The following is a 25,406-nucleotide window of genomic DNA, read 5'->3' on the forward strand; positions in this document are numbered from 1 at the left end:
TCATCCTTCCAAGTTATAAAGATGGAACGGATGGTGTCCACGCTCTTTTATGTTCTACTTCTTCCGCACAACTTTCTACATCTTCCATTTCTAAATCAAAGATTTTTGCAAATAACGCTAATTTTTCGTCTGCTCCCTCTTCAGCAGCTATTTCTTTTGCTACTAAAATTGGGTCTTTTAATAATTGATTAATAATACTTTTTGTATGCTTACTAATTACTTTTCTCTCACGATCACTAAGGTTTGGTATTTTTCGTTCCAAGCTTTCCATCGTTTCGCTTTGAATGGCAAGTGCCTTATCACGAAGAGCTGATATTAACGGAACGACACCAAGTGTACTTAACCACGTTTTAAATAAAACAATTTCCTCTTCAATCATAAATTGAATTTTCTCTGCTTCTTTCAAACGTTCAGCACGGTTCGCTTCCACTACTCCTTGCAAATCATCAATGTCATATAAGAAAGAACCTTCTAGCTCATCAATCGCCGGATCAATATCACGTGGCACTGCAATATCAACCATAAATAAAGGACGGCCAGAGCGCATTTTCTCTACCTTTGTCATCATCTCTTTCGTAATGACATACTCTGATGCCCCAGTTGAACTAATTAAAATATCTGCTTCTAATAATGCACATTGTAATTCACTTAAAGGTTTTGCATGTCCCATATATTTCTCAGCCATTATTTCTGCTTTTGAAAGCGTCCTATTCATGACTGTTACTTTACGAGCACCACTTCCATATAAGTTTTGCAGTGCAAGTTCACCCATTTTGCCAGCACCAAGAATAAGTATGTGACAATCTGTTAACTCGCCGAATATTTTCTTCCCAAGCTCAACAGCAGCATAACTAACAGACATCGCACTTTCACCAATTGTCGTTTCTGAGTGAGCACGTTTTGCTAATGTAATGACTTGCTTAAACAATTCATTAAAGATTGTGCCTGTCGCTTTTACTTGTTGCGCTTCTAAAAAGCTATCTTTTATTTGACCTAAAATTTGCGTCTCTCCAACTACCATAGAATCTAAACCGCACGTTACCCGGAATAAATGATCTATTGCACCATCTTGTTCAAAAATAGTTAAATATGGTGCGACTTCTTCTATTTCAAGCTGAAACCAATCAGCTAAAAACTTCTTAATATAATACCGTCCCGTGTGTAATTGATCGACAACAGCGTAAATCTCAGTGCGATTACAAGTTGATACAATGACATTCTCTAACACGCTCTTTTGATTTTGTAATGTCGTCATTGCTTGCTCTAGCTCTGCTGCCTGAAATGTGAGTTTCTCACGAAATTCTACAGGGGCTGTTCGATAATTTACACTAACAACAAGAATATGCACGCAGCATGTCCCCCTTCACCCGTTTTATCACTTTATCTACTATCATAATACAACTTTCCTCTTATGAATCTGACAATCGTGTGAACAACCGATTATTTTTTTATTTATTCTCCGTATGTAATAAAGGAGATTCAGTAAAACTAATAAAAACTCCCTACTTTATAATGATTATAAATTAATAACTCTATTTGTACGTTACCAAAAAAAGCACTCATAATCAAGTGATGGAAACTATTCCATATGAATTATAACATCATCTTTCCTATCTTCTTTCATCATGAAGGAAAATATGTATGATTGTTCCAAAATGTAGCAAACACTTTCTCAATACAATGTATTTGACATTGTATTTCTTTTTCGTTATATTGGTTTTACAAAATTAAATTTCGCACAATTTAATTAGAAGGGAGTTATGTATGACAGAGGACTCTTTACATCTAGATAACCAACTTTGTTTTTCTATTTACGCCTGTTCTAAAGAAGTTACCCGCTTTTATCGACCATATTTAGAAGAGATGGGTATTACGTATCCCCAGTACATTACTTTACTCGTACTATGGGAGCAAGATGGACTCACAGTCAAAGAAATTGGAGAACGTCTATTTTTAGATTCCGGTACGTTAACGCCTATGTTAAAACGAATGGAATCATTACAACTTGTAAAACGCGTTCGTTCCAAAGAAGACGAGCGAAAAGTTTGTATTGAATTAACAGAACAAGGTAAAGATTTAAAAGAAAAGGCTTGTTCATTACCGACAACAATGGCAACAAATTTAGGAATTACAGAACAAGAATATCGTTCTTTATTAATTCAATTAAATAAACTAATTGAAACAATGAAAACAATTAATGATAGAAAAGGGGAATAAACATGGATAAATTATATACTGCTTCAGTAACTGCTACAGGTGGAAGAAACGGAAAAGTAGTCTCAGATGACGGCATATTAAATCTTGATGTGAAAATGCCGAAAGCACTAGGTGGTGCAGGCGGAGAGGCAACAAATCCAGAACAACTATTTGCTGCTGGTTATGCCGCTTGTTTTGATAGTGCTTTACAACTTGTCATTCGTACAAAACGTGTGAAAGTAGAAAGTACAGAAGTAACTGCTCACGTTTCTATCGGAAAAGATACGGATGGTGGTTTCGGCCTATCTGCTGTACTTGATGTACATGTCGCTGGCGTTTCACATAGCGAAGCACAAGAACTTGTAGAAGCTGCTCATGGTGTATGTCCTTACTCTAAAGCAACACGAGGAAATATTGAAGTTACGTTAAATGTACGCTAAAAATGTATAAAGAAAAAAACGCGCGACATTCGTCACGCGTTTTTTGTTTTTGTCATTTTATGAATTGCTTTCCATGCTTCTTCTTTTCCAAGTCCTGTTTCAGAAGAGAATAGAACAATTTCATCGCCAATTTCAACAGCAAGCGTTTCTTTTACAACTTTTAAATGCTTTTGCCATTTTCCTTTCGGAATTTTATCGGCTTTCGTTGCAATAATAATTGTTGGGATTTCATAGTGCTTTAAGAAATCATACATCATTACGTCATCGTTTGTTGGTTGGTGACGTAAATCAACTACTAATACAGCTGCGTCTAATTGCTCACGCGTTGTAAAGTACGTTTCAATCATTTTGCCCCATGCTGCGCGCTCTGATTTAGATACTTTCGCATATCCATAACCTGGAACGTCAACAAAATGCATCATCTCATTGATTAAGAAAAAGTTCAACGTTTGCGTTTTTCCTGGTTTAGAAGAAATACGTACTAACTTTTTACGATTTAAAATTTTATTAATAAAGGAAGACTTCCCGACATTTGAACGACCTGCTAATGCAATTTCTGGTAAATCACTGTCTGGATATTGTTCTGGTTTAACAGCACTAATTACAATATCTGCTTTTGTTACTTTCATTGTTTCACTCCTACTAATGCGTGCTCCAATACTTCATCTAAATGAGATGCAAGCACAAACGTAAGGTTTTCTTTTACGCTCTCTGGAATATCATCTAAATCTTTCTCATTTTCCGCTGGTAAAATAATCTTAGTTAAACCTGCGCGGTGAGCACTTAATGTTTTTTCTTTTAAACCACCAATTGGTAATACACGGCCACGAAGTGTAATTTCACCTGTCATCCCCACTTCTTTACTTACAGGAATACCTGTTAGTGCAGAAATAAGTGCCGTTGCCATCGTAATACCTGCTGACGGTCCATCTTTTGGAACTGCTCCTTCTGGAACATGAATATGAATATCATTTTTCTCATGAAAATTCGGATCAATCTGAAGCTCTTCTGCACGAGAACGAATATAACTAAACGCAGCTTGTGCTGATTCTTTCATAACATCCCCAAGTTTCCCTGTTAAAATTAATTTCCCCTTACCTGGCGCTACAGAGACTTCAATCGCAAGTGTATCCCCGCCTGCTGCTGTATACGCCAAACCTGTCGCCATACCAACTTGGTCTGTTTTTTCAGCTTGCCCATAACGGAATATGTGCTTACCAAGTAAATCAACAACATTTTTCTCCGTTACAACAATGCGCTTGCGTTCTGCTGTAACGATAATTTTTGCTGCTTTACGGCAAACTTTTGCAATTTGGCGCTCTAGCGTACGAACACCAGCCTCACGTGTATAATAACGAATAATTTCAAGAAGTGCTTCATCACGTACTTGTAAATTACCTTTTCGTAAGCCATGCTCTTTTAATTGTTTCGGCAATAAATGTTCACGAGCAATATGAACTTTTTCAAGTTCTGTATAGCCAGCAATCGAAATAATTTCCATACGGTCAAGTAATGGACCTGGAATACTTGAAAGTGTATTTGCAGTTGCTACAAACATAACTTTCGATAGATCATATGGTTCTTCAATATAATGGTCACTGAAGTTATGGTTTTGTTCTGGATCTAACACTTCAAGTAATGCTGCAGATGGATCTCCACGAAAATCGTTAGACATTTTATCAATCTCATCTAATAAAAAGACTGGATTAACTGATTTCGCCTTTTTCATACCTTGAATAATACGTCCTGGCATCGCTCCAACATACGTACGACGGTGACCACGAATTTCAGATTCATCACGTACACCACCAAGGGAAACACGGACAAAATTACGATTTAATGATGTTGCAATTGAACGCGCTAACGAAGTTTTTCCGACCCCAGGAGGTCCTACTAAGCAAAGGATAGGTCCTTTTAATGAATTCGTTAACTTCTGTACCGCTAAATATTCAAGCACGCGCTCTTTCACTTTCTCAAGACCGTAATGATCTTTGTTTAAAATCTCTTCAGAATGAACAAGATCAATCATATCTTCTGTTGCTTCTGTCCACGGAAGTGCTAATAACCAATCCATATAATTGCGAATAACACCGCTCTCCGCAGAACTTGCTGGTAACTTTTCATAACGGTCTAATTCTTTCAGTGCAGCCTTCATTGTTTCTTCAGGCATTCCCGACTGTTCAATTTTCTCACGAAGTTCTTCAACTTCCCCGCCCTTACCTTCTTTATCGCCAAGTTCAGTTTGAATCGCCTTCATTTGCTCACGTAAGAAATATTCTTTTTGCGTGCGCTCCATTGAACGTTTCACTTTTTGTCCAATTTTCTTTTCTAAACTAAGTAACTCTTGTTCATCTTGAATAATTGAAATAAGTGTATGTAATCGTTCCTTCACAGATATAATCTCTAAAATTTCTTGTTTCTGCTTCGTCTTAATTGGCAAGTGAGAAGCAATTAAATCAGCTAATCTTCCTGGCTCTTCTACATCAGCTACCGTTGCAAATGTTTCATTTGAAACTTTTTTCGAAACTTTAATATATTGTTCGAAATGCTCCAGTAACGTACGCATAAGAGCTTTCTCTTCTAGATCATCTTCCACTTCTTCCGTTACCGTTTTGATAGAAACTTGCACTACATTTTCTTCTTCGATAAACTCTACTACTTCTGCTCTATGTAAACCTTCTACAAGGACACGAAGCGTACCGTTCGGCAATTTTAACATTTGCTTCACTTTCGCCACTGTACCTACACTATATATGTCATCTTCTTTCGGATCATCGATATTCATTTCTTTTTGCATTGCTAAAAAGATGATATTTTCATCCATTGCCGCCTGCTCTAGTGCTTGTATCGATTTATCACGTCCTACATCAAGATGCAGAACCATCGTTGGATATACGAGAACGCCTCTTAATGGTAGGAGGGGTACGATTCTTTCATTCGTATTCATACTAGACATAGCACCTCCATAATAAATTAAACTCCTGTTCAACTATTTTATATTACAATACATCTAGATGCAATTGCAGAGATTTTCCGCAATTGTAAATCCCTCGTTTTTTTCCCTTATAAAAAGAAAAAAAGACTCCGCTTAAGCATACAAACTTAAACGAAGTCTGGCAAATGTTATTATCTTCATTCTCACATTGATTGTGCATCTGTTTCGTCCACAGCAGTATGTATATCAAGCTCTCGATGCATATTTTCCTGCATAAATGTTAGCTCAAATACTTCATTTAACTTACGAACAGGAATGATTTCAATTCCTTTTATTGTGTACAAAAACGGTTGCATGTTTTCAGCAGGAATGATAACTTTCTTAGCACCTGCTTTTTTCGCGGCTTTTATTTTTGCATACACACCACCAATAGGTTTCACTTCTCCGTGTATACTTATCTCACCGGTCATCGCTACTTCATTATTCACATACGTACGATGCACTGCTGAATATACACCTGTTGCCATAGCAATTCCTGCCGAAGGCCCATCAATCGGGATCCCGCCTGGAAAATTAATATGTATATCGTACCCTTCTGGCAACACATCTAGAGAACGAAGTACTGTTAATACATTATCTACAGAACCTTTCGCCATACTTTTACGGCGAATTGATTTCGTTTGACTACCAATACTTTCCTCTTCAACAATTCCGGTAACATTTACCGATCCTTTATCTTTCGCCTTGATTGCTGTTACTTCAATTTCTAATAACGCACCTGTATTTGGTCCGTACACAGCAAGTCCATTTACAAGACCGATTCTCGGAATAGGATAAATACGCTTTTCATACTTCGGTGTAAGCTGACTAGAGTGAACAACCCACTCTATATCTTCATCTTTAATGAAAGAACGCTCTTCATTTATTGCCATTCCAGCTGAAATTTGTACAAGATTAATCGCTTCTCGTCCATTTCTTGCATACATCCCGATCATTTCAATACCATTCTCACCAATCTGCATTTCCACTTTGTCAGCTGCATTCTTCGCTACTTTTTGAATTTCTTCTGTATCTAACTCACGGAAAAACACTTCTAAACAGCGCGATCGAATAGCAGGAGGAATCTCCTCTGGCGAACGTGTCGTCGCCCCAACTAAGCGAAAATCGGCTGGTAAACCTTTTTGAAAAATGTCATGTATATACGTTGGAATCATCGTATTCTCTTCACTATAGTATGCACTTTCCAAAAACACTTTCCGATCTTCTAGCACCTTTAACATCTTGTTCATTTGAATCGGATGTAGTTCACCAATCTCATCAATAAATAAAATACCACCGTGTGCATCTGTTACCGCACCTTTTTTCGGTTGCGGAATACCCGCTTGCCCCATTGCGCCAGCACCTTGATAAATTGGATCATGCACCGAACCGATTAAAGGATCTGCAATACCACGTTCATCAAACCGAGCTGTCGTCGCATCCAGTTCAATAAATGTTGCATTTGTGCGAAATGGAGATTTCGGATTTCGTTTCGCTTCTTCTAATACGAGACGTGCTGCCGCTGTCTTTCCGACACCTGGCGGGCCATATATAATCACATGCTGTGGATTCGGACCACAAAGAGCCGCTTTTAACGACTTAATCCCGTCCTCTTGCCCTACAATATCTAAAAAGGATGTAGGACGTACCTTTTCCGCAAGCGGCTCTGTTAAAGAAATCTCGCGCATTTTACGAAGCTGTTCTAATTCTTTTTTCGATTCTCGATCAATTGAAACTTTTTGTGTTCGCTGATTTCGAAGTAAATGCCAAAAATACAATCCGACAATTACCCCAAAAACAAGTTGAACAAGTAAAAATATATTTGTCCAGCTCATCATTTATTTCCTCCCGCAATGTTTTATCTCTTAGTATTTCCGCGGAGGAACATAGCTAAACATAAAGAAAAACAGCAATTATAAAAATTGCTGTTTCTCCTTCGCATTATGCAGATGTTTTTGTATCAAGTACAGTACCGTCTTGTAACACCAATTTTGGCGGTGCATTATCAGCTACTGTTTCTTTTGTAAGAACACACTTCTCGATATCTTTACGAGATGGAAGTTCGAACATTACATCTAGCATTAAGCCTTCAATAATAGAACGAAGTCCACGAGCACCCGTTTTACGTTCAATTGCTTTTTTCGCAATTTCAATTAGTGCGCCTTCTTCAAACTCTAACTCAACATCGTCAAGCTCCAATAGTTTTTGGAATTGCTTAACAAGTGCATTTTTCGGTTTCGTTAAAATATCAACAAGAGCATCTTCATCAAGCGGTTCTAGGTTCGCAATAACTGGAAGACGACCGATAAACTCTGGGATTAAACCAAATCTTAAAAGATCCTCTGGTAATACGTGAGATAAAACATGCTTCTCATTTACATCAGCATTTTTCTTCTCAGAACCAAATCCAATTACTTTTTCACCAAGACGACGTTTAATAATTGGCTCGATGCCATCAAACGCTCCACCACAGATGAATAAGATGTTCGTTGTATCAATTTGAATAAACTCTTGGTGCGGATGCTTACGACCACCCTGAGGTGGAACGCTTGCTACAGTACCTTCTAAAATTTTCAGAAGTGCCTGCTGCACACCTTCACCAGATACATCACGTGTAATTGATGGATTTTCGGACTTACGTGCCACTTTATCAATCTCATCAATATAAATGATTCCTTTTTCCGCTTTTTCTACATCATAATCCGCTGCTTGGATTAATTTAAGTAAGATGTTTTCTACATCTTCCCCAACGTATCCAGCTTCAGTTAAAGATGTTGCGTCCGCGATTGCAAATGGAACATTTAAAATACGCGCTAACGTTTGTGCCAGTAATGTTTTACCACTACCTGTTGGCCCGATAAGTGCGATATTACTCTTCGCTAATTCTACATCATCAATTTTGCTGTTAGAATTAATGCGTTTGTAATGGTTATATACCGCTACCGCTAGTGCTTTTTTCGCGTTATCTTGTCCGATGACATACTCATCTAAGATTTCACGAATTTCTACCGGTTTCGGTACATCTTTGAATTCTACTTCTTCGTCTTTCGCAAGCTCCTCTTGTACAATTTCAGTACAAAGTTCGATACACTCGTCACAAATGTAAACACCTGGACCTGCAACTAACTTTCGAACTTGCGTTTGTGTTTTACCACAGAAAGAACATTTTAATTGCCCTTTTTCATCATTAAATTTAAACATATTTTCACACCCCTTACAAAGTGCTAACCTCTTGCCTTCGTATGTACACGATAAATGTATCGTATGTAAATACATATTATGTCACTACGTGGCGAGAAATACAAATAATATGACTAGTTATGTACAAATAAAAAGTTTTTAAAACTTTTGAAATATGTATATTCGACTTATTAAGGAAGTTTTCCTTCTTCATCGAAAAGTTTTATAAATATATTTCTATATTTATAAAACAAGGCACGATTAAAATCGTGCCTTGTTATTTTATTATGCAGCGTTTTCTACTAAGAAGTCTACAGCTTTACGAACTTTAAGATCTTCAGCTAAAGCGTCTACGCTTCCAAGAGCTTGCTTGATAGCGTCTACTGGCATACCGTACATTTCAGCCATTTTTTCAACTTCTTCAGTAACTTCTTCTTCAGTAACTTCGATGTTTTCAGCTTCAATGATAGCTTCAAGAACAAGGTTGATTCTTACGCGTTTTTGAGCGTCTTCTTTCATTTGCTCTTTTAACTTGTCAGCATCAGTACCTGTGAATTGGTAGTAAAGCTCAAGGTTCATACCTTGTTGGCTTAAACGTTGCTCGAATTCACGAACCATACGATCTAACTCAGTGTCGATCATAGCTTCTGGAATGTCGATTTCAGCGTTAGCAGCAGCTAATTCTACTACTTCGTCACGTACTTTGTGCTCAGCTTCGTGCTTTTTGCCTTCTTCTAAGTTTGTACGAAGTTTTGCTTTTAATTCATCAAGAGTTGCAACCGCTTCGTCTGCTTCTTTAGCGAACTCGTCGTTTAACTCAGGAAGTTCTTTTGTTTTGATTTCGTGAATTGTTACTTTGAATGTTGCTGGTTTGCCAGCTAATTCAGCAGCATGGTACTCTTCTGGGAATGATACTTCAACGTCTTTAGAATCACCAGATTTAAGACCAATTACTTGCTCTTCGAAACCTGGGATGAATGTACCAGAACCGATTGCTAGAGAGTAGTTTTCGCCTTTTCCGCCTTCAAATGCTTCGCCATCAACGAAACCTTCGAAGTCGATTACAGCTGTATCACCGTTTTCAACAGTTCCTTCTTCTTTAACAACTAGTTCAGCTTGACGCTCTTGTAAAGATTTTAATTCGTTCTCTACATCTTCGTCAGTTACAGTTGTTTCAACTTTTTCTACTGCTAAACCTTTGTACTCACCTAATTTAACTTCAGGTTTCACTGTTACTTTTGCAGTGAAGATAAGGTTAGCATTTTTTTCGAACTTCTCGATGTCGATTTCAGGATGAGCAACTGGGAAGATACCAGCTTCATCGATCGCTTCACCGTATGCTTTTGGTAAGATGATGTCTAAAGCATCTTGGTATAAAGATTCGATACCAAAGCGTTGTTCGAATAACGGACGAGGCATTTTCCCTTTACGGAAACCTGGTACGTTAATTGTTTTTACTACTTTTTTGAACGCAGCGTCGATAGAGTTGTTTACTTCTTTAGCATCAACTTCGATTGTTAAAACGCCTACGTTACCTTCTAATTTTTCCCATTTTGCAGCCATTTATTCTTTCCCTCCAACTATAATAATGTATGCACATACCTCTATAGATTAAGATCTTCATTATCTCTTTTTTGAAATAACAAAAGTACAAATAATCCTCTAGCAAAAGCTTTCAGATATAATGTTCCAATCTACTAATTGCCTAAAAGACAATTACGGTATATTTTGTTCGAGAATAATATGAAACATATTAAGTAAGAGAATTACACTTCTCTTCTCTTACAAACAGGCAGATTTCTGCCTTTTGCAACCCTTACATTATAACATAGAATATGCTCGTTTCAAGAACCGAACGATTCTTTTTCATAATTATACGGGCAAATATCCTTCTCTTTCAACACGCAATAACCATTGATAGGCAATATGAAACTCTTCTAATTCAATATTATACGCTGTCATAAGCTCTTCTTCATCAATAGTCAACCCGAAACGCTTTCTACCAATTCTCTCTAAAACAGCAGCCCAAATCTCCACTTTATCCATTAATAGAGCGAATGGGAAAACGCTAATTTGCAATTCTTTCCAATATGTAACCATCGCATCAAATATATCAGGATAATTTTGCTCTAATCGGTTTGATAATGTATGTATAATGTTATCGGATTGCTCCTCATTATGACCTGTAAATGCTGGAATTACCTTAATCGTATTCCCAAACTTTTCTACCTCTATCTCTTCTTCTATTTGATTTTCTACCATTTTATACAAAATAGAAGTTTTCAAATAAGGGTGCTGTTTTTCGTCTATTAAAAATTTCTTTAAAATAGGTAATGCAAGATCTAAGTCTTTTAACGAAAGTTGCTGAATCGCTCTTAGCTTTTGCCCAAAGTTTTCTCCAAACATTTCATTAGTAAACTCATTCAACTCAAAATTCGAATCGACTAGTGACGTATCCACTTCATTTAACATACCTTCTGCAAATAAAGCGAGCTGTGCTAATTTTTCCTTTTGCTCAGGCATTATATCCTTCGTTTGCAATACTTTTTCAACGGTTTCAATAACGCCTTCATAATCATTTGTTTGGACTAAAATCGTCACATATGTTTCAAGAATATCACCAAATAATACAGCTCCTGTTTCAAGCAACTGTTCACATTTGTCTTTCGCTTCTTCCATATGTTTTAACTCTAACAAACAAATAACTGAAGCTAGTTCCGTTTGTTCCGTTTCTGCATTATACTGACGTAATATTTCAAAGCAGCGCAATGCATCTTCGAATTTCCGCTCTTTCAGTGCTAAAAAACCTTCATCAATATATCGCTCTGATAGCTGCGGAAACAATACGACCGTATTTTCTTTTTTATCCATACGTCCGCCTCTTTTTCTAGATTTTAATTATCTTTAAAGTAAATATATCAAATGAGTAATGAGAACACAACATCCCAAAACCCTTTGTTTGAAATATGAAAATATTTAATTTTTATATTTCAATATAAACAAATCCTTACCAAAAATTAAAAATGTACAAATAAAAACCCTCAGCAATGAAAGCAGAGGATTCATCATTATTGGAAAGCCTTTATAATAGTGGGGTATATAACAAGGGTAATAATTTGGAGAACAATAATTGCCATAACAATCATGCTAAAATAGAAGATTGGTTTACTCCGCTTCATTAAAAACATAATGATAAGCATCGTACAAGCAAACAAACTTAAGAAGAACAAACTCGTCGTCGAACTAAGTATACCACTTGGGACAAAGAACAATAACACTACACTACAAGTACCTATAATTCCAAATAACCATTCCATTCATTCACTCATTCCCTTTCCCTCTCATGGTAGTTTCCTCTAAGCGATTAAATGTTTTACAACATCAACTACATACGTTAATTTCTCATATGCTACAAATCCGAAAGCAACTGTTAAACCCGTTACGATTAATCCTTTCATCATTTCTTCCTCCTCGTTTTATCGTTGTTACCTTTATTATAGAGGATTAGTAATTCGTTACCATCGAACTACCTTACAGTTACCTTACAGAATTGTAAGATTTCAAAAAGAGATAGAAAAACACCTCATATCGTTTGAGGTACTTTCACGGAATTTCTCTATAATCGCATGCAAAATTAACTTTTGCTCTTGGTTATTTTCCGGAAAATCCACTCTTAAACTAATAGATTTACTAAATAATTTTAGATTAAAATAATTATTCGTTCCTTTTCTCAACTTTCCTTCGAATATTTTTAATTATAAGAAAACACTTTGTTGAAATCATGTTAATATATTTTTATACAATTAAGAATTTAATTTATAAGGGGGATTATGTATGTTTAAAAAAATGGCTGCAGATGTTTTAGGATTAAGCGATGTAGGTTCTGTCATTACACCGAAAGATTACGATAAAGTTGATGCCGATGATTACGTGATGCATGAAGATGGGGAGAAAATTTATTTTCTAATCAAATCAAAATCAGATGAATATTGTTTCACAAACAAAGGATTAATTCACCTAGATGGCACAAGTGCGACAAGTAAAAAACGTACATTACGCCGCTTTAGTTATAGCAAATATCAAATTAAAAACGTAGCACTTGAAACTGCCGGAACGATTGATTTAGATGTAGAAATTAAGTTTCAAATGGGCGATGAGCATTACTCAATTGATGTTCATAAAAAACATATTGAAGAATTAAAAGATTTATATAAAGCTTTACTTAAAATCGAAGAAATTTCATACGACAACGACATCACATTGCAGTATGCACATAAAAGTCTAGATATGGCATCTAACGCTTTCAGCCGTATTTCAAACGCACAAGTAAATTTGGCAGAACAATTTAAAGAAATAAACGAAATCGCCTTTAACTGGCTCGTTGATACGAAGAAACAATATAATGTGAAAGATTATGGTTTTGTGTTTGAAAAGTTTATTAATAATTAATTTACAACAAACAAAAAACCTTGTTATCAAAAGATAACAAGGTTTTCTTAGCGCCCCAGGAGAGATTCGAACTCCCGACCCGCCCATTTCCGTACTATTTTATATATTTTGATCGCAGTCTTAATATATCTTCCTCTTCGCGAATGCCTGCCGATCCCTTCCTCACATTTTTTACGACAGTCCAATTCGGGTTAGTTTCATCACCGATGTTCTGTATTGTAAAGTTGCCGTCACCATATTTCCGTTTACCTTCTGCCAATTTCTCCGTTAAGTCATTCTCTTTTGCTCTCGCCATCTTTGCGCCATCTCCCTTTTTTATACAACCTTCTTAAACTGTCCAACCAATCACACGTCCAGTCAATTGGAGATTCTCGTTTTCCGCTTCTATTAATTGTAACACACTGCCGGGGATAAGTTCCGACAACGGATGCTCAATCGTACTAGAATGGTAAAAAGTTTTATAACATTGTAAGTGATTAATTAGGGGCATCTGGATATGAATTCGATTTCCATCATAAACCTATTGATTCTTTAAATTAAATACTATGAGGAACAGGGCGCATAAACGGCGCTCCTTTTATTTAAGAAAAAGAATTACATATACAACTGCTTAATATCGAAGGAAAGGTTACAGATATTAAGAATGAGCTACAATTATAACCCAAACTAGACGCGAAACTTATAAGTAATCACTTCTTGTGATAATCTTTCACTCGTATTAATTATGCTATTTCATTCCTACCCCCATCTCTTACACCAAAACATCAATTTTTAGCGTCCCAGGAGAGATCCGAACTTCCGGCCCACCTATTATCTACAATATATAAACGATTCTTTCATCGCTTGTTTAACATACACTGGCTAATGTATAGATACGGTATAATTTTCTTGTGAAAATATTATAGGAGAAGCAGTAAAAGCCCAAAGCCAGGTACAAATAGGAATAAATCAAGAAGCTGGGAAAGCCTTTGAAAAAGAAGTACATAAGGACTTCTCAAAAGAGGTAGATACAGTAGTAGAACAAATAACTTTAAAGACTAATAAAACAGGAACAAAGACAAGACTTGATTTTCTAGGAGCCAATAAAGATCTAGAAGATATAAGAATAGTTGAGGCAAAAGGTTCACCAACTGCTCCCCTTACTAAAAAACAAAAAATTGCGATTCCTGAAATTGAAAAATATGGCGCAACAGTTGTAGGCAAAGGGAAACCACCTTTTGTAGGCGGTACGGAAATACCTCCAACTAAAGTTGAAATTAGAAGAAAACAATAGATAAGAGGTGTACTTATGTCTTTATACGAATTAGAAAAAGTTGATTTTATGGGCTACAATAAAGAAGAAAAAATAGCCTATTTAGTCATCGCTGATGAATTAGACTGGTCTGATGAGGAAAAACATATTGAATTACTGCAAGAAAAAATCAATTTGTATTTGGACTTTATAGAAAGTGACGAGGTTTACGAAAGGTATCCTGAAGTAAAAGGGTATGGTTTTGTTATTAAGATATTCGGGAAATATCTTTTTACTGAATGGGGCAAAGAATTTTTAGAAAAGGTTGATGAGGTTCTCGTTGAAGCTGGATACGGTTTTCAATACGTGCATAAACCATTTGATGAGCCTGAACAAACAAATAATATAACTGACTAGCAAAGAGCGTTTTTAAGCGCTCTTTTTAATGCACTTTAATCTGTTGCATATACTCATTATCATATATCCCGTTATAATATTTTTAAACCTCTTGCACATACATCAATTTGTAGACAAACAAAAAACCTTGTTATCAAAAGATAACAAGGTTTTCTTAGCGTCCCAGGAGAGATTCGAACTCCCGACCGTACGCTTAGAAGGCGTATGCTCTATCCGGCTGAGCTACTGGGACATGGAGCGGGTGAAGAGAATCGAACTCTCGACCAGAGCTTGGAAGGCTCTTGTTTTACCACTAAACTACACCCGCATATGTTATTTTATTTTTATTCGTTAGCGCTGTTGCCCTATCGACAATATTTATTATATGTATAACCATACATAAAGTCAACACCTTTTTTAAAAGAGGATAATTTTTATTATCCTCTTTTAAAAACTGCTTGTTCAACTAGCTGTCCGTCTAGTGTTTCAAAACGAACTTCCATTTGATTTTCATCCATTTCTAATAAGGCAAATGTCTTTTCTACACGCTGACGCGGTAATAAAATACTGCCTGGATTAATAAATAAAACGCCGTCGATTAATTCCGCACCTAATACGTGAGAGTGTCCGAAGCATGCAACTTGCGCCCCTACTTCTTCTGCACGGTACGCTAATGTTTGTAACGTCATTTTCACGTTATGACGATGTCCGTGCACAACAACGAAACGAATGCCGTCTACATCAGTTACAATTTCGTCTTGAAAGTTAGCATAATCACAATTCCCTTTTACAACATGGAAACCTTGCAGCTCTTCATGAGCAGGCGTTAGCTCTGAATCACCGCAATGAATCATGATATCTACTTTCCCTTCATACTTCTCTTTTAACTGCTGTAATTCCTTCACAGAGCTATGACTATCGCTTACGATTAAAGCTTTCATCAATCTCTCTCCCTTATTCTCCTAAAAACCATTCAGGGATTTTTTCTTCTAGCTTACGTAGAGCACGTCCACGGTGACTAATAGCATTTTTCTCATCTGAACTTAGTTCCGCCATCGCTTTTTTATATTCTTCCACATAAAAAATCGGATCATATCCAAAGCCGTTTTCTCCGCGGCGTTGTTCTAAAATAAACCCTTCACATGTCCCGTTTACAATGACAGGCTTTTTATCCCCTTCAGGGAAAGCAACTGCTAATGCACAGTAGAAACGAGCTTTACGCTTTTCAAACGCTACGTCATTTAATTCCTGTAAAACTTTATCCATATTCGCTTGATCATCTTTCGGTTCTCCAGCAAAACGAGCTGAATATACGCCTGGTTTCCCGTTTAAAGCATCTACAATAAGACCTGAATCATCCGCAATTACGATTGCATTCAACTGTCTACTCAAACTATCCGCTTTTAAGATCGCATTTTCTTCAAATGTTTCACCAGTTTCTTCGACTTCTTCAATATGAGGAAAATCGTGTAATGATTTCACTTCTAAATCAAATCGCTCAAATAACTCAGCAAATTCACGCACTTTCCCCATATTTTTTGTCGCTACAACAACTTGTTTCATATTTTCCACCTCTACTCTATATGAGATACGATGTCACCTAACGCTTCTTTTTGCATGTCAATCAGTTGGAAAATGCCTTGTTCTGCAGCATCAAGTAATTCATTTAACTGCGCTCTACTAAACGTCGCTTCTTCTCCAGTTCCTTGTACTTCAACAAACTGGCCTTTTCCAGTCATAATTACATTCATATCAACGTCTGCTTTAGAATCTTCTGCATAGTTTAAATCTAAAACAACACCTTGCTGTTCCACAATCCCTACTGAAGTTGCTGCTAAATAATCTTTCACTGGAATTTTAGATACTTTTTCTGCTTGTAATAACTTCTCGAAAGCTAATACCATTGCTACATATGCACCTGTAATAGAAGCAGTTCTCGTTCCACCATCAGCTTGAATAACATCACAATCAATCCAAACCGTTCTCTCACCAAGTGCTTCTAAGTCAACTACCGCACGTAATGCTCGTCCAATTAAGCGCTGGATTTCCATTGTACGCCCTGTTACTTTCCCTTTGCTTGATTCCCTTATTGTACGTTGCTCTGTTGCACGTGGAATCATCGCGTATTCAGCTGTTACCCAGCCCTTTCCTTCTCCACGCATAAACGGCGGGACACGCTCTTCAATTGTCGCTGAGCAAATTACCTTTGTATCCCCAACCTCAATTAACACTGATCCTTCTGGATGTTTTAAATAATTCGTATGAATATGTATATGGCGTAATTCTGTTTTCTCTCTACCATCTACTCGCATAAAAATAACCTCCTCATAACTATTTGTTAGTATAGCCAAATTTAAATGTATGATATGTATACAATAAAAGAAGAGGAACCCAAAAAGCAATTCCTCTTTCTTACTTAAGTATATCAAATTATCGACGATTAAAAACTACCTGTATTCACGTTTTCTGGACGATCTACAGGTTTTATTAATTTTCCGCCCTTTTCATCTATAAGATTCGCTTTACCATTCACTTCAATAGAAACACTTTTCACGCCTTTCTTTTCTGTTAAAGATAAAACTAATGACTTCAATACGTAATTTGAAACCATATTTTTATCTGGGTTTATAAATATATTTTCATTAAAGTTTAATGTAAGATTTCCGTCTTGTAATTTCGGATTCGTAATCAGCTTAACTCCTGGATTGAAATCATTCAGGAGCGATTGATGAATCGGTCCTTTTACAAGTTCATCTATAATGGTTGCATAATCATTTTCTTTTCCTTCTACAACGCGGCGTGTTACTGGTACGTAGTATTGCTGTTTATTATTATTTTGCGCCATAAAATAAAGGGTAACTGGTTTTGTATTTGTTACATCCGCTACTTGTTCATCATCGAAGTTGATACCGTTCGCACGGCTCACGCCTTCACCAAGCGGTGTACCACCAACAGGCATCTTCGCCAATTTCTCACCATTTATTTGGAACTGCACTTGTTTTATTTCTTTAAATTGCGTCAACGTCCATGCAATAGATTCAATGATTTGACGTTCTTCCTCTTTCGCATAGTTTTTCATTTCTTTAGAGAAATCAATGACTGCCGTCCCATCTTTTTTCAAATTTAGGGTCATCGATGTATTCGCTGGAATGACTGCACGGAACCCATTCGGTAATAAATTCGTTACCGGTCCATCTTTCACAAGGTACTCTAACGTTTGCTGAATGACCTCATTTGCTTTCGGAGTAGGTATAGCTAACGTTTGCGGCACAACATAGCCATTTTTATCAACAAGGTATAGTTCTCTATTCACCGTTTGTCCTTGCTTATCTTTCTTAGCTACTTCTTTCTTTCCACCCTCTGTATACGTAACTTGTTTTGGCGGATCAATTTGTTCCGTTGCTTTCTCCTGATTTATAAAGCCACACCCTGTTAGTAAAACAGCGCTCACAGTAGCACCAACAACCCATTTAAAAGTGGATTTAGGCATGCCATTCCCCCCTAAAATCTAAGTTTGTACTATTATGTATACGAGCTGTTTCACTTTTTAGAACAAGCTGTGCTTCCTATAAACAAAAAAACTCCTGATTTCTCAGGAGTTTACTTATATGGATTCTACTATTATTCTTTTTCTAAATGAATATGTTTCACATTTTCAATCGGTTGACCGAACCATTTTGATGCAATTTCTTTAAATAGACCTATTTTTCCTGTTGTTAAGAAGAGATGATCACTTTGTTCCTCTCCCTCATTCAACATTTTACTATGGTATAAAATTGTACTTACTTCACGCGCCGTTTCATCACCAGAACTAATTAGTTGCACTTTATCTCCCATTACTTGTTTAATAACAGGGCCTAAAATTGGATAATGTGTACAACCTAAAATAAGTGTATCAATATCAGTATTCTTCAGCGGTTGCAACGTTTCTCTTACAACTTCATATGCCATTTCACTTTCGAAATTACCACTCTCTACAAGCTCAACGAAAGGCGGACACGCTAAACTTTCTACCATAACACGGTTATTAATAGACTTTAGCGCTTCTTCGTATGCACCACTTTTCACCGTTCCGATTGTTCCAATAATCCCAACATGATACGTGTTTGTCATTTTTAAAGCTGTACGTGATCCCGGGTGAATAACTCCTACCACCGGAATTGGTAATTGTTTCTGCATCTCTTCTAATACAACTGCAGTTGCTGTATTACACGCAATAACTAACATTTTGATATTTAAATCTAGTAAATGCTCCGTCATTTCCCACGTAAATTGACGCACTTCTTCTCGAGAACGCGGACCATAAGGGCAACGTGCTGTATCCCCTAAATATATAATGCGCTCTTTCGGCAACTGACGAATTAATTCCTTCGCTACTGTTAAACCGCCAACTCCTGAATCGATAACACCGATTGCTCTATTCAACTTCATCACCCGTTTTCTCATTCATCATCTTATTTTATCATTATATTTTACACACTTTAAGTTCGCTAACTTAAACTGCTTCTGTATGAAAATTTTCATTTGTACCTGTATAGACTAGGACCTTTTTTATTTTGCTCCTTTTTTTCATAATTTGCAAGACAGAAAAATAACCGACCTTCTATAGGAAAGTCGGTTTCTTCTATATAAAGTACATATTTAATGCTCCATCTTTTTTTGGAAAGAAGACATTCCTATTAATAAGAAGAAATGAGCAGAAATTAACATAACGATTAAAATAAAATTCAAACGATAACTATTTGTAGATTCCATAATTTTGCTTGCTACAGCTGGTCCAAATGCCATACCGAAAAAATTAATTAAATTATATAAACCAAGACCTACTCCAACTTTAGCTGAATGTAATGTTTTCGGTATAAATGTGTTTAATGATACTTGAATGGCTGAATAACTCATAAACGTTAAAATAATCACCAATATAATAACGACTATACTTCCATTCGGAATAAACCCTAAAATTAAAAAGCCAACAATCATAATGACAGACGCTACATAAATCATATTCACATGTCCAAACGAAGGGACAATCTTTCCAGTAATAAAACTAGACACAATACCAAAGAGTGATGCAACAAACAATACAATTCCGATAACAAATGACGACAATCCGTGCACTCTTCCTAACAGTAAGGGCAATAATAATAAATTAGCACATAACGCCACATTAATTATAAATGAAGTCACTATACTCAATACCTCTTTTTAGTTTAAGGGATTTTCCATTTACACTATGGAAAAAATACCCGCTACCTTTATGAGTAGCGAGCACTTTTTCTATAATTTATTTACAGCTCTTCTTATAGCTTTTCCTATTTCCATACTAGACTGCGGATTTTGCCCTGTAATTAAATGCCCATCTACTACGACATGCGGCGTGAAATTTGGAGCAACATAAAACAAAGCGCCTTCTTCTTTCAATTTACTTTCTAATAAAAACGGAACTCGCTTTTCTAAATGTACAGCTTTTTCCTCATCATTTGTATAACCTGTTATACGCTTACCCGCACTAAAAAACGAGCCATCCTTATTTTTTACACCGACTAAAGAACTTACTCCGTGACAAACAGCCGCTACAATCCTGTTATTGTTGTATATATTCTCAATTAAATTTGCAACATATGGATTACCTGGAAAATCTACAATCGCCCCGTGCCCACCACCAAATAAAACTGCATCATAATCCGAAAAATGAGCCGTTGAGATCGGCTTCGTATTTTGCAATAAAGAAGCGACATGCTTAAATTCACGTGGTATACCATTCGGAATAGACACTCTATCAATAGGTACTCTACCGCCCTGTATCGACACAATATCAACATCGAACTTAGCCTTTTTAAATACATGATAAGGGGCTGCGAGCTCTTCAAGCCACAAACCAGTCGGGTGTCCATTCATATCATGAGCGCTTGTTGAAACTAACAATATCCTTTTCAACATATCCCCTCCTTACTACCTATTTATGTATGGAGTGTTGTTATCATTCATACAGCAAGCGAAAAAAACGATAACAACAAGCTGACCTTTTGTATAAAAGTCAGCTTGTTGTTATCGTTTGAATTCTTTCGTACGAAGATGTTCACAACCTTATAGCTTTTATCTCCAACGCCACGCAATCGTTGTATCCTCCATATGAATAGCAGGTATATCAATCCCTAAATATCGCTGATCGTCCTCATCAAAAATAGACCAATTTTCTTCATATAAAAATTCAGGGTCTATGCTTTCAAAATCAAATACACTATCTTCGTCTACCATCTCACGAAAATATTTTTGGACCGGTTTACTATTCTCGTATAGACGAATTGTTCCATACATCCATGGCATGTCTCCAAAAACATCTTTAATTTCACCTATCTCCATATCCTTAAAATACAACTTCACATTTGCACCTTCTTATTCATAAATGACAAAGATATCTATCCTAAATACCTCATCATGTTTAAAATAGTTATTTTTAACGTTTTTTTCTTAAACATACCTTCTCTCTCAAAGTCTGAGATACCTTTTTTAAGTTCAAAATTTAGACAGAAAAATAGCCGACTCTTTACATAAAAGTCGGCTGCTTTCTTATAGTTCGAGCTCTCCCATGCGAAGAAGCTCAACAACTGCTTGTGAACGTCCTTTAACTCCTAGCTTTTGCATTGCGTTTGAGATGTGGTTGCGTACTGTTTTTTCACTGATAAAAAGTTCACCCGCAATTTCTTTTGTTGTTTTATCTTGAACCAGCAATTCAAATACTTCTCTCTCTCTCTTTGTGAGTAACGGTTTAGATTGATACGCTTTTTCCTTCAACTGGTATAACCCTCCTTGCTTAAGCCAGAGCCGTGTATGTGTAAGTTGGGTGTTTATTTAGTCAAGATATTGTATGAATGAAATGTGCGGGTGGTGAATAAAAATGGGCTTTATTTCTCATGTTATTTTAGACTTTTATACATTGCATTCACTCTTTGTATCCACTTACTTTTCGGTACGCCATATTTGTTCTAGTAATATGCTGACAACTGTACCTACGAACAAACCATTTCCGAATATATATTGCATAACAGACGGTAAGGATTGGAGCGCTCCAGACGGTAAAAACATAACACCGCTGCCAAATAATACTGCAACGCCTAAAATCGTTACATTCCTTTCATTAAGCTCCACTTGTTTTATATTATTTAACCCAATTCCAATTAGCTGTACGAATGAAGCCATTAAAACTGCAGATGCAACAGCGGATGGTAACGATGCTAAGTAACGAATAACACTCGGAAACATCGACATTATGACTAGTAACATACATGCTAGTAAGAACGATCGTATATATTTTTGTTTTGTTAAGCGAATAAATCCTGCCGTTGCTGGTAACGGAACGACACCTACAGTTGAAAATACGGAAGAAATGATGTGCGAAATCCCTCCAACCCACGTACCATCCTTCAACTGTTTCTGTTCAATAGTCGCTTTTTGAATGGTAGCTTGATTAATTGCTATAATAGCTGCTACTGTATTTGAAACTAAAATACATACCATAACGAAACTTGATACTGCCATACCTGTATTCCACTTTGGAAACCCCCAAGCAAATATTTGCGGAAGTTGCACAAAATGAGTTACTTGAGATGGAATCGTAACTTTTCCTGCCATTAGAAAAAGAATCCATCCACTAATTAATCCTATTAAAACCGCATAACTTTTGACAAAACCTTTTCCAAAATTAGATAGTATAATAACGAACAAAAATATACTAAACGCGATTATCGCTGTAAATCCATCGATTTGGGAAGCAGTAGCAGTAATTCCTAGCATTCCTTTTAAAAATACACCGCTTAATTGTAAACATAATAAAAGTAAAAACGTCCCTGTCACAAGCGGCGTAAATAAAAATAAAATACGTCCAATAAAACCAGTTACTCCTAATCCTATTAAAATAACACCGGAAATTATCATTCCTAATTCTAAAATTTGCAATGTACTATGTAATTGGTTTTGCCCGACAGTTGCGTAGGCAAGTACGGTAAATACTCCAACCCAAGATCCAGCTGGTCCATCCGCAATTGGAAGTCTATGTCCAAGCCACCCTTGTAAAAAAGAAGATATACCAACTACAAAAAACGTACGCTGCATCAAATAAAATATTTCTTCTGTCGTAAGATGAAATAATCCGCCAACGACAATTGGTAGTGCGATTGAATTCGCCAATAAAAATATAAACCATTGCAAGGTTCCCATAATATGATTTTGGTTATGTTGATTGTCCAAATTTTTCATCCCTTCCATACATTTCACACAGAAATACACGCTATACTATTACGTAGCTTTTCGAAACAATACTTTTTGTCCCCTCGATTTCTTCCCGTATCCAAATGTTGCAATATAAACTCCACAAACGATAAAAACAGCTCCAATTATTTGAATGGCTGTTACACTTTTCTGCAATATAATATAACCTACCACCATCGTAACGAATGGTTCTAAATTTAAAAACATGGCTGCTGTTGATGCCTGTGCTTTTCTCAATTGATTATTCCAAACTAATGTACAAATCCCATGCATAAGTATTGCTGTCACAATGAGAAGCGACCAACTCTCTATAGAGTATTTCAACGTTATGTGAGAAAAGGTAAAAGCAAGAAACGGTAGCATAATTAAAAAACCAAAAATTGAAGAAAAGAATGTAATCAAAAACATATCATCTCTGTTCCCCAATTTCCGAATGAAAACGATAGATAAAGAAAAAGATAGCATCGTTATAAAAATCCATATTAACCCTTCTGAAAAGACGAACCTCTGCCCAACACCAATTACAAAAAATACTCCAAAAGTAGCAATCCCTCCTCCTATTACTAACTTAGCTGTTAACGGTTCGTTTAAAATAAATACTGCTAGAATAGAAGTCATAACAGGAGTAAGTGCTAATATTAGCGCAGCTGTTGTTGGATCTGCTGTTTGTAACCCTTCATAAAAAGACCATTGATTAATCGCAACACCTATAATCCCAATTAATAATACACTTTTCATTTCATTCTTTTCTATATATAAGTCTTTCTTACACATAATAGCGTACGCTAGAAAAAACAAATTAATAAATAGTAAGCGAAGTGTCGTTAACAACACCGGATGAAATGTATTTACTAAAATCGCACCAAATATAAAATTACTCCCCCAAACTACTACACATATAAACAGTAATATATATGTACGTGTCACCTATTCCCCTCCTTTTCTCGTAAAAAAGAAGGATTCCTATTCTTTCATTAGGAACCCTTGAAAAAATATATATAAATTAGGGAGATACGTAAATTAAATCAATACACCTTGAACATGTTGCAAGGAACCTGCTACTATTTTCCCATCTTTCATCACGGCTGGTCGCTTCGCTCGTCTAGCAATCGCTTCTGCTGAACAAGTAGCTTGTAAGAAGACGAAATCAGCTTTATCTCCTACTTTAGGCCAAACTTGATTTCCTTCTTGATCCAATGGCGTTTTTCCACCTGTAATATACGCTAAAGAAGAAGATAAAGACTTCTCATCAATCCAGCGATACTTTTCTGCTAAACGCCCTACTCTTTCAAAAATATCAGCATTTCCAAATGGTCCCCATGAATCAAACATACTATCGCAACCTAAAGAAACGGAAACTCCTTTTTCTGTAAGCAATGGTACTGGCGGCATATTTCTGTTAATTGGTACTGTCGTAATAATAGACATTCCTCTCTCAGCTAATAAGTCTGCCATATCTGCTCCTTCTTCTTTAGATACATCACCTAGACTAAACGCATGACTGACCGCGACACGTCTGTCCCAATTAGCCTCCTCTGTAAATTGAGCTAATTTTTTAATTGTATAAATACCTAAATGCCCTGCATCATGTAAATGCAAATCAACATCTGCATTTGCCTCTACAGCAATTTCCATCATATCAAAAAGTGATTTTTCAATATTATTATCTACAGTAGCTGGATCTACACCACCTACTAAAGTTGCGCCCATTTTCATCGCTTCTCTCATAAGAGAATGCGCTTCGGTACGAAGTAAACCATGCTGCGGGAACGCTACGATTTCATATGTAAACGCACCTTTCATATTCTCTAAAGTTTGACGGACAGATTCTAAGTTTTTAAGACCGATATACGGATCAATATTTACATGCGTTCGTATATGAGTCGAACCAGCATTTAAAATGTTTCTGAGTAATAACTCTGCTCTCTCTCCAGTTGTTTGAGCTAAAATTGGTAACTCTTGCTGTTCTAACTCTAATCTCTCAATAATATTTTTTACTGGTGTGCACGCTTCCCATGGGCCACCAAGTTTTGTCTTATCCAAGTGAAAATGATTTTCCACAAACGATGGAAGAACAAGCAATTCTTTCGCATCTTTCGTTTCATATTCTGTTTGAAGCGGTACATCCGCAAGTACAATCTTTTCAATCTTTCCATCTTGTATGAGTAAATGATGCAAAGCTGTTTCTGTACCTGTAACTACTTCATTATTAAACTTGTAACCTATTTCTAATCGTACATTCGTTAACCAATACACATTTTGCATTTCAATC

25 protein-coding genes, 2 tRNA genes and 1 pseudogene are annotated in these 25,406 nt (G+C 36.3%); 4 read left to right on the plus strand and 24 right to left on the minus strand.

All coding sequences use genetic code 11. From position 1 onward, the window contains the following. Window positions 1–13: 13 nt before the first annotated feature. Complete coding sequence (gene hemA, locus ACYVEC_RS19400) at window positions 14–1,348, minus strand: glutamyl-tRNA reductase (protein WP_275718742.1); 1,335 nt, start codon at window positions 1,346–1,348, stop codon at window positions 14–16. 416 nt (window positions 1,349–1,764) lie between these two features. On the opposite strand from hemA, the gene ACYVEC_RS19405 reads away from it, so the two are divergent. Both ACYVEC_RS19405 and ACYVEC_RS19410 read left to right on the plus strand, forming a co-directional pair. Continuing rightward, window positions 1,765–2,217 carry a MarR family winged helix-turn-helix transcriptional regulator gene (locus tag ACYVEC_RS19405; RefSeq protein ID WP_063224825.1) on the plus strand — a complete coding sequence of 151 codons (453 nt, stop codon included), beginning with the start codon at window positions 1,765–1,767 and terminating at the stop codon, window positions 2,215–2,217. A gap of 2 nt (window positions 2,218–2,219) precedes the next feature. Then, window positions 2,220–2,636: an organic hydroperoxide resistance protein gene (locus ACYVEC_RS19410; protein WP_000359781.1), complete on the plus strand. Its 417-nt coding sequence runs from the start codon at window positions 2,220–2,222 to the stop codon at window positions 2,634–2,636. Between the two features lie 32 nt (window positions 2,637–2,668). On the opposite strand, the gene ysxC is transcribed toward ACYVEC_RS19410, so the two are convergent. The 7 genes from ysxC to ACYVEC_RS19445 form a co-directional block, all read right to left on the minus strand. Continuing rightward, window positions 2,669–3,265, minus strand: coding sequence for a ribosome biogenesis GTP-binding protein YsxC (gene ysxC / locus ACYVEC_RS19415; protein ID WP_000869114.1), 597 nt, complete (start codon window positions 3,263–3,265; stop codon window positions 2,669–2,671). Further along, a complete protein-coding gene (lon, locus tag ACYVEC_RS19420) occupies window positions 3,262–5,592 on the minus strand; it encodes an endopeptidase La (protein WP_063224824.1) in 2,331 nt (776 codons plus the stop codon). The genes ysxC and lon overlap by 4 nt, the downstream gene beginning before the upstream one ends. A 182-nt stretch (window positions 5,593–5,774) precedes the next feature. Next, window positions 5,775–7,445 carry an ATP-dependent protease LonB gene (gene lonB / locus ACYVEC_RS19425; protein ID WP_063224858.1) on the minus strand — a complete coding sequence of 557 codons (1,671 nt, stop codon included), beginning with the start codon at window positions 7,443–7,445 and terminating at the stop codon, window positions 5,775–5,777. Window positions 7,446–7,551: 106 nt separating this feature from the next. After that, window positions 7,552–8,811, minus strand: coding sequence for an ATP-dependent protease ATP-binding subunit ClpX (gene clpX, locus ACYVEC_RS19430; protein WP_000472281.1), 1,260 nt, complete (start codon window positions 8,809–8,811; stop codon window positions 7,552–7,554). A gap of 264 nt (window positions 8,812–9,075) precedes the next feature. Then, window positions 9,076–10,353 carry a trigger factor gene (tig, locus tag ACYVEC_RS19435; protein WP_063224822.1) on the minus strand — a complete coding sequence of 426 codons (1,278 nt, stop codon included), beginning with the start codon at window positions 10,351–10,353 and terminating at the stop codon, window positions 9,076–9,078. Between the two features lie 309 nt (window positions 10,354–10,662). Next, window positions 10,663–11,661 (minus strand): hypothetical protein, encoded by a 999-nt coding sequence (locus ACYVEC_RS19440; RefSeq protein ID WP_063224821.1) that lies wholly within the window; start codon window positions 11,659–11,661, stop codon window positions 10,663–10,665. Between the two features lie 197 nt (window positions 11,662–11,858). After that, on the minus strand, window positions 11,859–12,107 hold the full coding sequence (locus ACYVEC_RS19445; protein ID WP_060632422.1) for a hypothetical protein: 249 nt from the start codon (window positions 12,105–12,107) through the stop codon (window positions 11,859–11,861). Window positions 12,108–12,624: 517 nt separating this feature from the next. Here ACYVEC_RS19445 and ACYVEC_RS19450 point away from each other — a divergent pair. Continuing rightward, entirely contained in the window at window positions 12,625–13,239 is a 615-nt protein-coding gene (locus ACYVEC_RS19450) for a PH domain-containing protein (protein ID WP_000473867.1), read from the plus strand. A gap of 94 nt (window positions 13,240–13,333) precedes the next feature. Here ACYVEC_RS19450 and ACYVEC_RS19455 read toward each other — a convergent pair whose 3' ends face one another. Together ACYVEC_RS19455 and ACYVEC_RS19460 are read right to left on the minus strand one after the other, a co-directional pair. Next, window positions 13,334–13,534, minus strand: coding sequence for a hypothetical protein (locus ACYVEC_RS19455; protein ID WP_063224820.1), 201 nt, complete (start codon window positions 13,532–13,534; stop codon window positions 13,334–13,336). Between the two features lie 653 nt (window positions 13,535–14,187). Beyond that, entirely contained in the window at window positions 14,188–14,442 is a 255-nt protein-coding gene (locus ACYVEC_RS19460; protein WP_063224819.1) for a hypothetical protein, read from the minus strand. Between the two features lie 85 nt (window positions 14,443–14,527). Here ACYVEC_RS19460 and ACYVEC_RS19465 point away from each other — a divergent pair, with 85 nt between their 5' ends. Next, window positions 14,528–14,887: a DUF6572 domain-containing protein gene (locus ACYVEC_RS19465; RefSeq protein WP_063224818.1), complete on the plus strand. Its 360-nt coding sequence runs from the start codon at window positions 14,528–14,530 to the stop codon at window positions 14,885–14,887. Between the two features lie 158 nt (window positions 14,888–15,045). Here ACYVEC_RS19465 and ACYVEC_RS19470 read toward each other — a convergent pair. From ACYVEC_RS19470 to ACYVEC_RS19535, 14 genes and pseudogenes are all read right to left on the minus strand, one after another. Then, window positions 15,046–15,119 (minus strand) — tRNA-Arg (locus ACYVEC_RS19470). Window position 15,120: 1 nt separating this feature from the next. Further along, window positions 15,121–15,194: transfer RNA gene (locus tag ACYVEC_RS19475), tRNA-Gly, on the minus strand. Window positions 15,195–15,303: 109 nt separating this feature from the next. Beyond that, window positions 15,304–15,807: a metallophosphoesterase gene (locus tag ACYVEC_RS19480; RefSeq protein ID WP_000645495.1), complete on the minus strand. Its 504-nt coding sequence runs from the start codon at window positions 15,805–15,807 to the stop codon at window positions 15,304–15,306. Between the two features lie 13 nt (window positions 15,808–15,820). Further along, on the minus strand, window positions 15,821–16,429 hold the full coding sequence (locus ACYVEC_RS19485; protein WP_063224817.1) for an XTP/dITP diphosphatase: 609 nt from the start codon (window positions 16,427–16,429) through the stop codon (window positions 15,821–15,823). An 11-nt stretch (window positions 16,430–16,440) separates the two neighbouring features. Next, on the minus strand, window positions 16,441–17,178 hold the full coding sequence (rph, locus tag ACYVEC_RS19490) for a ribonuclease PH (RefSeq protein WP_063224816.1): 738 nt from the start codon (window positions 17,176–17,178) through the stop codon (window positions 16,441–16,443). 128 nt (window positions 17,179–17,306) lie between these two features. After that, window positions 17,307–18,356: a spore germination protein GerM gene (gene gerM, locus ACYVEC_RS19495; RefSeq protein ID WP_063224815.1), complete on the minus strand. Its 1,050-nt coding sequence runs from the start codon at window positions 18,354–18,356 to the stop codon at window positions 17,307–17,309. Between the two features lie 131 nt (window positions 18,357–18,487). Then, complete coding sequence (gene racE / locus ACYVEC_RS19500; RefSeq protein ID WP_060632430.1) at window positions 18,488–19,297, minus strand: glutamate racemase; 810 nt, start codon at window positions 19,295–19,297, stop codon at window positions 18,488–18,490. A gap of 210 nt (window positions 19,298–19,507) precedes the next feature. Then, window positions 19,508–20,056 (minus strand): annotated as a pseudogene (locus ACYVEC_RS19505) (MFS transporter); the annotation flags it as partial. Between the two features lie 87 nt (window positions 20,057–20,143). After that, the gene (locus tag ACYVEC_RS19510; protein WP_063224814.1) at window positions 20,144–20,806 is read right to left on the minus strand and encodes a type 1 glutamine amidotransferase domain-containing protein; all 663 of its coding nucleotides are present in this window, start codon (window positions 20,804–20,806) and stop codon (window positions 20,144–20,146) included. 156 nt (window positions 20,807–20,962) lie between these two features. Further along, entirely contained in the window at window positions 20,963–21,250 is a 288-nt protein-coding gene (locus tag ACYVEC_RS19515; RefSeq protein ID WP_063224813.1) for a hypothetical protein, read from the minus strand. 186 nt (window positions 21,251–21,436) lie between these two features. Further along, entirely contained in the window at window positions 21,437–21,661 is a 225-nt protein-coding gene (gene gerE / locus ACYVEC_RS19520; RefSeq protein WP_000659484.1) for a spore germination transcription factor GerE, read from the minus strand. 165 nt (window positions 21,662–21,826) lie between these two features. Then, window positions 21,827–23,131: a purine/pyrimidine permease gene (locus ACYVEC_RS19525; RefSeq protein ID WP_142332794.1), complete on the minus strand. Its 1,305-nt coding sequence runs from the start codon at window positions 23,129–23,131 to the stop codon at window positions 21,827–21,829. 30 nt (window positions 23,132–23,161) lie between these two features. Then, window positions 23,162–24,061, minus strand: coding sequence for a DMT family transporter (locus ACYVEC_RS19530; RefSeq protein WP_063224793.1), 900 nt, complete (start codon window positions 24,059–24,061; stop codon window positions 23,162–23,164). 93 nt (window positions 24,062–24,154) lie between these two features. After that, the gene (locus ACYVEC_RS19535; protein WP_063224792.1) at window positions 24,155–25,399 is read right to left on the minus strand and encodes an amidohydrolase family protein; all 1,245 of its coding nucleotides are present in this window, start codon (window positions 25,397–25,399) and stop codon (window positions 24,155–24,157) included. Between the last annotated feature and the right edge of the window lie 7 nt (window positions 25,400–25,406).

It is taken from the genome of Bacillus sp. MN7755, from assembly GCF_054771475.1.

Coding starts and splice junctions, on each gene's coding strand:
- rph (WP_063224816.1), bottom strand. CDS start 17,178: ATGCGAGTAGATGGTAGAGAGAAAACAGAATTACGCCATATACATATT.
- ysxC (WP_000869114.1), bottom strand. CDS start 3,265: ATGAAAGTAACAAAAGCAGATATTGTAATTAGTGCTGTTAAACCAGAA.
- ACYVEC_RS19455 (WP_063224820.1), bottom strand. CDS start 13,534: ATGGCGAGAGCAAAAGAGAATGACTTAACGGAGAAATTGGCAGAAGGT.
- ACYVEC_RS19485 (WP_063224817.1), bottom strand. CDS start 16,429: ATGAAACAAGTTGTTGTAGCGACAAAAAATATGGGGAAAGTGCGTGAA.
- racE (WP_060632430.1), bottom strand. CDS start 19,297: ATGAAGTTGAATAGAGCAATCGGTGTTATCGATTCAGGAGTTGGCGGT.
- lon (WP_063224824.1), bottom strand. CDS start 5,592: ATGTCTAGTATGAATACGAATGAAAGAATCGTACCCCTCCTACCATTA.
- ACYVEC_RS19405 (WP_063224825.1), top strand. CDS start 1,765: ATGACAGAGGACTCTTTACATCTAGATAACCAACTTTGTTTTTCTATT.
- ACYVEC_RS19535 (WP_063224792.1), bottom strand. CDS start 25,399: ATGCAAAATGTGTATTGGTTAACGAATGTACGATTAGAAATAGGTTAC.
- clpX (WP_000472281.1), bottom strand. CDS start 8,811: ATGTTTAAATTTAATGATGAAAAAGGGCAATTAAAATGTTCTTTCTGT.
- ACYVEC_RS19510 (WP_063224814.1), bottom strand. CDS start 20,806: ATGTTGAAAAGGATATTGTTAGTTTCAACAAGCGCTCATGATATGAAT.
- ACYVEC_RS19465 (WP_063224818.1), top strand. CDS start 14,528: ATGTCTTTATACGAATTAGAAAAAGTTGATTTTATGGGCTACAATAAA.
- lonB (WP_063224858.1), bottom strand. CDS start 7,445: ATGAGCTGGACAAATATATTTTTACTTGTTCAACTTGTTTTTGGGGTA.
- ACYVEC_RS19525 (WP_142332794.1), bottom strand. CDS start 23,131: ATGGAAGGGATGAAAAATTTGGACAATCAACATAACCAAAATCATATT.
- tig (WP_063224822.1), bottom strand. CDS start 10,353: ATGGCTGCAAAATGGGAAAAATTAGAAGGTAACGTAGGCGTTTTAACA.
- ACYVEC_RS19450 (WP_000473867.1), top strand. CDS start 12,625: ATGTTTAAAAAAATGGCTGCAGATGTTTTAGGATTAAGCGATGTAGGT.
- ACYVEC_RS19480 (WP_000645495.1), bottom strand. CDS start 15,807: ATGAAAGCTTTAATCGTAAGCGATAGTCATAGCTCTGTGAAGGAATTA.
- gerM (WP_063224815.1), bottom strand. CDS start 18,356: ATGCCTAAATCCACTTTTAAATGGGTTGTTGGTGCTACTGTGAGCGCT.
- ACYVEC_RS19410 (WP_000359781.1), top strand. CDS start 2,220: ATGGATAAATTATATACTGCTTCAGTAACTGCTACAGGTGGAAGAAAC.
- ACYVEC_RS19440 (WP_063224821.1), bottom strand. CDS start 11,661: ATGGATAAAAAAGAAAATACGGTCGTATTGTTTCCGCAGCTATCAGAG.
- ACYVEC_RS19445 (WP_060632422.1), bottom strand. CDS start 12,107: ATGGAATGGTTATTTGGAATTATAGGTACTTGTAGTGTAGTGTTATTG.